We start from the raw sequence: 9939 nt of genomic DNA, 5'->3' as shown, positions 1-9939 counted from the left end.
GGCGCCGAGCAGCAGTGCCCAGCCGGGCGTCAGGTTGGCACACGCCGGGGTGATGGCGACGAGACCCGCGACCGCACCGGAAGCAGCGCCGACCGAGGTGGGCTTGCCGTCCTTGATCTTCTCCACCAGGATCCAGCCGAGGATCGCTGCAGCCGTGGCTCCGAGGGTGTTCAGGCCGATGAGTCCGACGCCGCCCATGTCCTCCGCCAGCCACTCTGCACCGGCGTTGAATCCGAACCAGCCGAACCACAGCAGTGCGGCGCCGAGCAGCGTCAGCGGCACGTTGTGCGGCTTGAGGATGCCCTTCTGGAAGCCGATGCGCTTGCCCAGGACCAGCGCAAGGGCGAGGGCGGCCGCACCCGCGTTGATGTGCACCGCGGTACCGCCGGCATAGTCGATGACGCCGATCCCGCTGTCCTCACCGAAGAGCGTGGTGCCGAGGTTCATGATCCAACCGCCACCCCAGACCCACGCGGCGACCGGGAAGTAGCCGACCGTGGCGAAGATTCCGGCGAAGATCAGCCAGCTGCCGAACTTGGCGCGGTCCGCGATCGCGCCGGAGATCAGCGCGACGGTGATGATCGCGAAGGTCGCACCGTAGGCGACGCCGAGGAGGGCGACGTTCGAGCCCTCACCGGACGCCAGGCTGGAGAGCCCGAAGTCGGCGAACGGGTTGCCGGCGAAGGCGGTCGGGCTGTCGACGGCGCTCATCGAGAAGCCGAAGAGAATCCACAGCACGGCGACAAGGCCGATCGAGCCGAAGCTCATCATCATCATGCTGACGACGCTCTTCGCCTTGACGAGACCGCCGTAGAAGAAGGCGACGCCGGGCGTCATGAGCAGGACCAGCGCTGTCGCGGTGATCGCCCACGAGATGTTGCCGGGAGCATCCATAGGAAAACCTCACATCCGAAGTAATTGAGAGCTTCAGTGTGACGACGCGCCGTTTCGCGCATGCGTGAGGTTTGTTTCCCCGCTGTTACAGGGCTGCCCCGGGTGTGAACATCGCGTTACGCGGGCCTTCGGGGTTACGCAGAATGCGTCAGGGCGTTGAGCCGAGAGACCGCTCGCAGGTACTTCTTGCGGTATCCGCCGGCGAGCATCTCGTCGGAGAACACCGAGTCGAGGCCCAGGCCGGTCGCGATGATCGGTATCTGGGCGTCGTACACGCGGTCCACGAAAGCGACGAACCGCAGAGCCTCGGACTGGTCCGTGAGTTGACGCACGCCGCGCAGCCCGACCTGGCCGAGCCCCTCGATGAGTCGGATGTAGCGCGACGGGTGCACCTGGGCCAGGTGGCGGATCAGGTCGTCGAACCGGTCGTCTGACGCGGCGCTCCCCTGACCGGCCGCGGCCGATGCGGCCTCATACGCGTCGTCATCGAGCACCACGGCGTGACCGTCGAGCGCGCGCTGACGGAAGTCGACCCCATCGATGCGCAGCGTCTGGAAGCTGTCGGACATGGCGTGGATCTCGCGGAGGAAGTCCTGCGCCGCGAAGCGGCCCTCACCGAGGGCGTTCGGCGGGGTGTTGGAGGTGGCGGCGAGGCGCGTCCCCGTCGGCACGAGTTCGCCGATCAGCCGGGTCATCACCATCGTGTCGCCCGGATCGTCGAGCTCGAACTCGTCGATGCAGAGGAGGTCGGCGCCCTTGAGCAGGTCGACCGTGTTCTTGTAGCCGAGCGCCCCGACCAGTGCGGTGTACTCGATGAACGAGCCGAAGTATTTCCGGCGTGCCGGCATCGCGTGGTAGATCGATGCGAGCAGGTGGGTCTTGCCGACGCCGAACCCGCCGTCCAGATACACGCCCGGCTTGAGCTCGGGTTCCTTCTTCGCGCGGCTGAAGAATCCGCCGCGCTTGACCGGGGCTCCCCGACCGGAGAAGCGCATCAGCGTCTCCTTGGCCTCCTCCTGGGACGGATAGGCGGCATCGGCCCGGTAGCTGTCGAACGTCGCCGTGTCGAACTGGGGCGGCGGCACCAGGCTCGCGAGCATCTCCGGTCCGGTGACCGTCGGCTGACGATCGGTGAGGTGCACGATTCCGGTGCGGCTGGTCGGGTCGGTCATCACAGTCCTGAATCGGGTGCTCGCCTGTGTCGAAGTCTTACGAATCGGGCGCAGGGTGCTCGGCGGGGATCTATCGTCGAAGGGACGGATCAACACTACGCCGTCTGCACCCGCGCCCTCGTCCGCTCAACGCTTCGGAGACCCCATGGCCATCGAGTTCGATTCCTCCTCCCCCAAGTTCGCCGAGTACGCCGAGCCCGGCCGACTCGTCACCACCCAGTGGCTCGCCGAACGGCTGGGAACGCCGGGGCTCGTGGTGGTCGAGTCCGATGAGGACGTGCTGCTGTACGAGACCGGCCACATCCCCGGCGCGGTGAAGGTCGACTGGCACACGGAGCTCAACGATCCCGTCGTGCGGGACTACGTCGACGGCGAAGGCTTCGCCGAGCTGCTGAGCCGCAAGGGCATCTCGCGTGACGACACCGTCGTCATCTACGGCGACAAGAACAACTGGTGGGCTGCGTACGCACTGTGGGTCTTCTCGCTCTTCGGCCACGAAGACGTCCGTCTGCTCGACGGCGGCCGCGACCGCTGGATCGCCGAGGGTCGCGAGCTGACCCGCGAGCCCGCGAACCGCCCGGCGACCGAGTACCCCGTCGTGGAGCGCGACGACTCCGTCATCCGCGCCTACAAGGAGGATGTGCTCGCGCACATCGGCAACCCGCTGATCGACGTGCGCTCGCCCGAGGAATACAGCGGAGAGCGCACCACGGCCCCCGCCTACCCCGAGGAGGGGGCGCTGCGCGCCGGCCACATCCCCACAGCGCAGAGCGTGCCGTGGGCGAAGGCCGTGGCCGAAGACGGCGGATTCCGCAGCCGCGCCGAACTCGATGCGATTTACCGCGAGGGCGCCGGTCTGAAGGACGGCGACGATGTCGTCGCATACTGCCGCATCGGTGAGCGCTCGAGCCACACCTGGTTCGTGCTCAGGCACCTGCTCGGCTTCGAGAACGTGCGCAACTACGACGGCTCCTGGACGGAGTGGGGCAGCGCCGTTCGGGTGCCGATCGTCACCGGCGCCGAGCCGGGATCCGTCTGAACGTGGGACAATGACAGGGATGAGCGCGAGCGAAGTTCCTGAGGCACTGGCCGACATCCGAGACGGTTTCCTGGAGACCCCGGAGTCCGATCGGCTCCTGCTGCTGCTCGAATACTCGGACGAGCTCCCCGACGTGTCCGACGAGGTCGCCGCCCACCCCGAGATGTACGAGCGGGTCGCGGAGTGCCAGTCCCCCGTGTACATCCACGTGGAGGTGGACGACGACATCGTCACGATGCACGCCACGGCTCCGCCGGAGGCTCCGACCACGCGCGGTTTCGCGAGCATCCTGGTGCAGGGCCTCACCGGACTCACCGCCGACGAGGTGCTGGCGATCCCGAACGACTACCCGCAGTCGATCGGTCTGACCAAGGCGGTCTCCCCGTTGCGGATCGGCGGCATGACGGGAATGCTCATGCGCGCGAAGAACCAGGTCATTCAGAAGCGCTGAGCCCCCGTGCATCCAGCCAGTCGGTGATCGCCGTGCTCCACCCGGTCTCGTCGTAGTTCCAGAGCTTGGTGTGCCGCGCGACGGTGAACCTCGGCATCGTGACGAGGTCGGGGCGTGCCTCCTGCAGCGCGTGCGAGGAGTCGGCGGGAACGAAGCCGTCGTCGTCGCTGTGCAGGATGAGGATCGGTGCGGTCAACTCATCGGCGCGGGCGACCATGTCCAGGCGGTCGAAGAGGATCGGCTCATCGGCTCCGCTCAGGCGTGCGGTGAGCGGAGATTGCAGGGCGCCCATCGCGAGGGCCGGCAACGGTGCGCGCACTCCGGCCATCCGAGCTTGGAAGCGCAGCACAGTCCGCCAGTCGACGACAGGGGACTCGAGGATGATCCCCGCGATGCGGTCGCGATGCCCGGAGGTGACTGCGGCCTGCAGCGACACCGCGCCACCCATCGACCAGCCCATCAGGATCACGCGCTCCGCGCCGTGTCGGAGCGCGTAGGCGATCGCGGCATCGACATCCCGCCATTCCGATGCGCCCAGCGCGTAGGCGCCGGCCCGGGTGCGGGGCGCCTCGCCGTCATTGCGGTACGACACCACGAGGTTGGGCAGACCGGCCGCGTGCAGCACCGGCACGGCCCGCAGGCACTCCGCACGCGTGGCACCGCGTCCGTGCACCTGGATCACCCAGGTCGATGACGACGCAGGGAAGTACCACGCAGGGCAGGGGCCCGCAGGAGAACCGATCAGTACGTTCTCCCAGCGCAGATGAAGCTCACTGGGCGACGAGTAGTAGTACCCGCTGAACGAGGCTGCGCGGTCCACCCGGGAACCCGGCTCGATCTGCGTGAGCAGCTTGCGGCGCACACTCTTGCCGTCGGCACTGAGCACGGCGCCGAGCTTGACGTAGCCATAGGTGCCGGTGGTGAAGAGTCCGTACCGGCCGGGCAGCTCGGTGTCGAGGGTGCGCTCCAGCTCGATCGTCTGGGCTCCCGTGTCGACGGCCAGGATCTCGGTGTCCGTCGGGCGGCGCATGGGCGTGACCACCCGCCGGGCGACGGCGAACACGAGAAATGCGAACGCCGCTCCGAAGGCGAGCAGGGCAGGGACAAGGAGCGTAACGGCGTGCCTGAGACTCTTCATCGCTTCCTGACTCTAGCCTGTTGCCGTGACCGCACACCCCGAAGCCGGGACACCCTTCGACAGCGCTGTGGCTGAGCTGCGCGAGACCACGTTCCGCGATGACATCACGGTGCGCGAGATCGCCACCCCCCAGGGCCTCGCTCCGTTCGCCCTCGCGCTCGCCGCGGACGTCCGGCCGGAGGACCACGGGGAGTCCGTTTACGGCACCGGCCGATTCGTGCTGCTGCACGATCCCGACGAGCCGGGCGCGTGGGGAGGATCGTGGCGCATCGTCATCTTCGCGCAGGCGCCGCTCGAGACCGAGATCGGCACCGACCCTCTTCTGGCCGACGTGACGTGGTCCTGGCTGGTCGATGCACTCGACTCGCGCGATGCCGTCTATCACTCAGCATCGGGCACCTCGACGAAGACTCTGTCGAAGGGTTTCGGAGGGCTCGCCGTCGAAGGCGACGGTGCCCAGATAGAATTGCGGGCGTCCTGGACTCCGGAGGGCCCGTTCCGACCGCACGTCGAAGCATGGGCCGAGCTGGTCGGAATGCTGGCGGGGCTTCCGCCCGGCTCCGAGGGCATCGCCGTGATCGGCGCGCGAAAGGCTGTACGTGACTGAATACTCCGTGATCTCGGATGCCGAGGAGTTCCGCGCGGCCTGCGCCGTGCTCGCCGCCGGCACCGGCCCCGTCGCCGTGGACGTCGAGCGTGCGTCCGGCTTCCGCTACTCGCAGCGGGCCTACCTCGTACAGGTCTTCCGCCGCGATGCGGGCGTCTTCCTCTTCGACCCGCCGGCGATCGGCGACTTCGCCCCGCTCCAGGAGGCGATCGGCGACGTCGAGTGGGTGCTCCACGCCGCGAGCCAGGACCTGCCGTCGCTGCGCGAGCTGCACCTCGAGCCGCCGGTGATCTTCGACACCGAGCTGGCCTCCCGACTGCTCGGCCATGAGCGCGTCGGACTCGGCGCGGTCGTCGAGGACACGTTGGGCATCGTCCTCAAGAAGGAGCATTCGGCATCCGACTGGTCGACTCGTCCGCTGCCGGACTCGTGGCTCGAGTACGCGGCTCTCGACGTGCTGCACCTGATCGATGTCCGAGACGTCCTCGTCCAGGAGCTCGAGGAGCAGGGCAAGACCGCTTTCGCCGCCGAGGAGTTCGCCGCGACCCTCGCCCGGGCTCCGAAGCCGCCGCGCGAGGATCCGTGGCGACGACTCAGTGGACTGCACCAGGTGCGCGGCTCCCGTAATCTCGCCGTGGCCCGCTCCCTCTGGCAGGCCCGAGAGGCCTACGCGCAGGCTCAGGACGTCTCTCCCGGGAGGCTCGTGCCCGACCGCTCGCTGGTCGCGGCTGTCATGGCGAATCCGACGTCGAAGCAGGCGCTCGCCGGAGTCAAGGAGTTCCAGGGCCGCGCCAGCCGCAGCCAGCTCGACCGCTGGTGGCAGGCGATCGTCGACGGCCGCGCATCGGAGGATCTGCCCCGCGAGCGCGTGCCGAGTGACACCCTTCCGCCCCCGCGTGCCTGGGCGGACCGGAATCCGGAAGCCGATGCCCGCCTGAAGGCCGCGCGTCCGGTCGTCGAAGCGGTTGCCGAAGAACTGGGGATGCCCACCGAGAACCTGCTCACGCCCGAGTACCTGCGTCGCGTCGCATGGGATCTTCCCGGTGAGACTCCGGAAGAGATCTCCGCAGCACTCGCGACCCTCGGAGCGCGCCCCTGGCAGATTGCACAGACTGCACAGAAGATCGCGGACGCCTTTGTAGAAGCGGCGCAATCGCCCGACACCACCCCGGCGGACGCTTCGTAGGTTCGATCCAACCGATTCCTCCCCGTTTCGCGCGCTTCATAGACTGAGGCCACGCACTAACTTGGAGGCAGAGTGGCCGAGATCTCGGACGTCTTCTTCGTCGATGGAGTACGCACCCCTTTCGGGCGCGCCGGCGAAAAGGGCATGTACTGGAACACCCGCGCGGATGACCTCGCCGTGAAGGCGACCATCGGCCTGATGGAGCGCAACGCTGCCGTCCCGGCAGACCGCATCGACGATGTGGCGATCGCCGCGACGAGCCAGACCGGCGACCAGGGGTTGACCCTCGGTCGCTCGGTGGCGATCCTCGCGGGGCTGCCGCAGACCGTCCCCGGACTCGCCGTCGAGCGCATGTGCGCCGGCGCGATGACCAGCGTCACCACGATGGGCGCCTCGATCGGCGTCGGCATGTACGACTTCGCCCTCGCCGGCGGTGTCGAGCACATGGGTCATCACCCGATCGGGGGCAACGCCGACCCGAACCCGCGCTTCGTCGCGGAGAAGATGGTCGATCCCGGCGCGCTCAACATGGGTGTCACCGCCGAGCGCATCTTCGACCGTTTCCCGCACCTCACCAAGGAACGGTCCGACCGGTTCGGCATGCTCAGCCAGCACAAGGTGCAGGCCGCGTACGACGCCGGCAAGATCCAGCCCGACCTCGTGTCCGTGGCCACCAAGGGTGCCGACGGCGCCTGGGGTCTTGCCACCGAGGACGAGGGTCGTCGCCCGCAGACCACCATGGAGGACCTCGCGGCGCTGAAGACGCCGTTCCGTCCGCACGGGCGCGTCACCGCGGGCACCTCCTCCCCGCTCACCGACGGCGCGACGATGTCGCTGCTCGCCGGCGGCGGCGCGGTGAAGGAGTTCGGACTCGCGCCGAAGATGCGGATGGTCTCGTTCGCCTTCGCCGGTGTGCAGCCGGAGATCATGGGCATCGGCCCGATCCCGTCGACCGAGAAGGCCCTCAAGAAGGCCGGTCTGACGATCGCCGACATCGGCCTGTTCGAGCTGAACGAGGCGTTCGCCATCCAGGTGATCTCGCTGCTCGACCACTTCGGCATCGCCGACGACGATCCCCGCGTGAACCAGTGGGGCGGCGCGATCGCGCTCGGGCACCCGCTCGCGGCATCCGGTGTGCGTCTCATGATCCAGCTCGCGGCGCAGTTCGCCGAGCGCCCCGACGTCCGCTACGGTCTGACCGCGATGTGCGTCGGCCTCGGCCAGGGCGGTTCGGTCATCTGGGAGAACCCGCACTACGACGGCAAGAAGAAGAAGTGAGCGCGAACGTGACGAACTACGACGACATCGACTTCTCCCCCATCCAGGCGCTCACCGAGGGCGAGGTCATCACGCAGTCGCCTGTGCGCGACATCCGCCTGACCTCGGGCAAGGTGCTCGCCCTGATCACGCTCGACAACGGTCGGGACCACACGCGCCCGAACACGCTGGGTCCGGCGACTCTCACGCAGCTGGGCGAGACCCTGGACGGTCTCAAGTCACGTGCGGCGAACGGCGAGATCCAGGCCGTCGGCATCACCGGCAAGCAGTACATCCTCGCGGCCGGCGCCGATCTGTCCGACATCAGCAAGGTGGGCTCTCGCGACAACGCGCGCCTGATCGCGCAGCTGGGTCACAAGGTCCTCGGCAAGCTCGGCGACCTCGGGGTGCCGTCGTTCGCCTTCGTGAACGGCCTCGCCCTGGGCGGCGGCCTGGAGATCGCGCTGAACTCCAGCTACCGCACGGTCGATTCCTCCGCCGCGGCCGTCGCACTCCCCGAGGTCTTCCTCGGCATCATCCCCGGCTGGGGTGGCGCCTACCTGCTGCCGAACCTGATCGGCATCGAGAACGCCCTCGAGGTCGTCATCTCGAACCCGCTCAAGCAGAACCGGATGCTGAAGCCGCAGCAGGCGTTCGATCTGGGCATCTTCGATGCGATCTTCCCCGCGGCCAACTACCTCGAGAACTCGTTGTCCTGGGCGGATGCGGTCCTCGGCGGCAAGAAGGTCGAGCGCAAGAACGAGCCCGGCAAGATCGAGCGCCTCACCAAGTGGCCGATCGCCATCAAGATGGCGCGCGGCATGCTCGAGTCGAAGATCGGCACCGTGCCCAAGTCGCCCTATGCCGCGCTCGAACTGCTCGACAAGGCGAAGAGCGGCACCCAGGCCGAGGGCTTCGCCCGTGAGGACGAGGCTCTCGCCGAACTCGTGACGGGCGACCAGTTCGCCGCGTCGATGTACGCCTTCGATCTGGTGCAGAAGCGGGCGAAGCGACCCGTCGGCGCTCCCGACAAGCAGCTCGCGAAGAAGGTCACCAAGGTCGGCATCATCGGCGCCGGCCTCATGGCGAGCCAGTTCGCGCTGCTCTTCGTGCGCAAGCTCCAGGTGCCCGTGCTCATCACCGACCTGGACCAGGCGCGCGTCGACAAGGGCGTCGCCTACATCCACGAGGAGATCGGCAAACTCGAGGCCAAGGGTCGTCTGGACTCCGACTCCGCCAACAAGCTGCGCGCCCTCGTCACCGGCACCACCGACAAGAGCCTCTACGCGGACTGCGACTTCGTGATCGAGGCCGTGTTCGAAGAGGTCGGCGTCAAGCAGCAGGTGTTCGGGGAGATCGAGCAGATCATCGCCGATGATGCCATCCTCGCGACCAACACCTCGTCGCTGTCGGTCGAGGAGATCGGTTCGAAGCTCGCACACCCCGAGCGTCTGGTCGGCTTCCACTTCTTCAATCCGGTCGCGGTGATGCCGCTGATCGAGATCGTGAAGACGCCGACCACGTCGGAGGCGGCACTGTCGACGGCGTTCGTCGTGGCGAAGAGCCTGGGCAAGAACGCGGTCCTCACCGCTGATGCGCCCGGGTTCGTCGTGAACCGCCTTCTCGCCAAGGTGATGGGCGAGGCCGCTCGCGCGGTCTACGAAGGCACTCCGATCGCGGATGTCGAGAAGGCCTTCGGTCCGCTCGGTCTGCCGATGGGTCCGTTCCAGCTGATCGACCTGGTCGGCTGGAAGGTGGCCGCTCACGTGCAGGACACGATGGTGCAGGCGTTCCCCGACCGGTTCTACGCGAACGAGAACTTCCACGCTCTCGCCGAGCTCGACGCGGTCGTGGAGAAGGACAAGGGCGGGCGCGTCATCGGCTGGACGAAGCAGGCTGAGAAGGTCCTGAAGCCCGCCGTGGGCAAGTCTCCCGCTTCCGCGGCGACGATCCTGCAGCGCGTGCAGGACGGCCTCGCACAGGAGATCAAGCTGATGCTCGACGAGGGTGTGGTGCCCGAGGTCGAAGACATCGACCTCTGCCTGATCCTCGGTGCCGGCTGGCCGTTCATCGACGGTGGTGCGTCGCCGTATCTCGACCGCGAAGGTGCTTCCGAGCGGGCCTTCGGCGGCTCGTTCCACACGCCGCAGATCCGGGGCGTCGAGCACCGCTGATCATCATCCCCGAAGGGGGGG

Annotated in this window: 9 protein-coding genes; 6 read left to right on the top strand and 3 right to left on the bottom strand. The window is 67.8% G+C overall.

The annotated features are described in order from the left end of the window. Positions 1-894 (bottom strand): ammonium transporter (locus ACNPM4_RS01325; protein ID WP_448984433.1); only part of this gene is annotated, 894 nt, incomplete at its 3' end. Positions 895-1028: 134 nt separating this feature from the next. After that, the gene (zapE, locus tag ACNPM4_RS01320) at positions 1029-2066 is read right to left on the bottom strand and encodes a cell division protein ZapE (RefSeq protein ID WP_029263282.1); all 1038 of its coding nucleotides are present in this window, start codon (positions 2064-2066) and stop codon (positions 1029-1031) included. A gap of 145 nt (positions 2067-2211) precedes the next feature. Between zapE and ACNPM4_RS01315 the strand changes: the two genes are divergently transcribed. Then, positions 2212-3105 carry a sulfurtransferase gene (locus ACNPM4_RS01315; RefSeq protein ID WP_448984432.1) on the top strand — a complete coding sequence of 298 codons (894 nt, stop codon included), beginning with the start codon at positions 2212-2214 and terminating at the stop codon, positions 3103-3105. A 19-nt stretch (positions 3106-3124) separates the two neighbouring features. After that, positions 3125-3556: a SufE family protein gene (locus tag ACNPM4_RS01310; protein WP_448984431.1), complete on the top strand. Its 432-nt coding sequence runs from the start codon at positions 3125-3127 to the stop codon at positions 3554-3556. Here ACNPM4_RS01310 and ACNPM4_RS01305 read toward each other — a convergent pair. Continuing rightward, positions 3540-4694, bottom strand: a complete 1155-nt coding sequence (locus ACNPM4_RS01305) for an alpha/beta hydrolase family protein (protein WP_448984430.1) — start codon at positions 4692-4694, stop codon at positions 3540-3542. The genes ACNPM4_RS01310 and ACNPM4_RS01305 overlap by 17 nt on opposite strands. 25 nt (positions 4695-4719) lie before the next feature. Between ACNPM4_RS01305 and ACNPM4_RS01300 the strand changes: the two genes are divergently transcribed. From ACNPM4_RS01300 to ACNPM4_RS01285, 4 genes are all read left to right on the top strand, one after another. Then, positions 4720-5301: a DUF3000 family protein gene (locus ACNPM4_RS01300; protein WP_029263278.1), complete on the top strand. Its 582-nt coding sequence runs from the start codon at positions 4720-4722 to the stop codon at positions 5299-5301. After that, entirely contained in the window at positions 5294-6487 is a 1194-nt protein-coding gene (locus ACNPM4_RS01295; RefSeq protein WP_262001000.1) for a ribonuclease D, read from the top strand. The genes ACNPM4_RS01300 and ACNPM4_RS01295 overlap by 8 nt, the downstream gene beginning before the upstream one ends. Positions 6488-6559: 72 nt before the next feature. Further along, positions 6560-7765 (top strand): thiolase family protein, encoded by a 1206-nt coding sequence (locus ACNPM4_RS01290; RefSeq protein ID WP_021200670.1) that lies wholly within the window; start codon positions 6560-6562, stop codon positions 7763-7765. An 8-nt stretch (positions 7766-7773) separates the two neighbouring features. Next, on the top strand, positions 7774-9918 hold the full coding sequence (locus ACNPM4_RS01285) for a 3-hydroxyacyl-CoA dehydrogenase NAD-binding domain-containing protein (RefSeq protein ID WP_448984444.1): 2145 nt from the start codon (positions 7774-7776) through the stop codon (positions 9916-9918). Positions 9919-9939 lie beyond the last annotated feature (21 nt).

The sequence above is a fragment of the Microbacterium umsixpiens genome (assembly GCF_053543675.1).
This window is presented reverse-complemented; position numbering and strand designations above follow the sequence as displayed.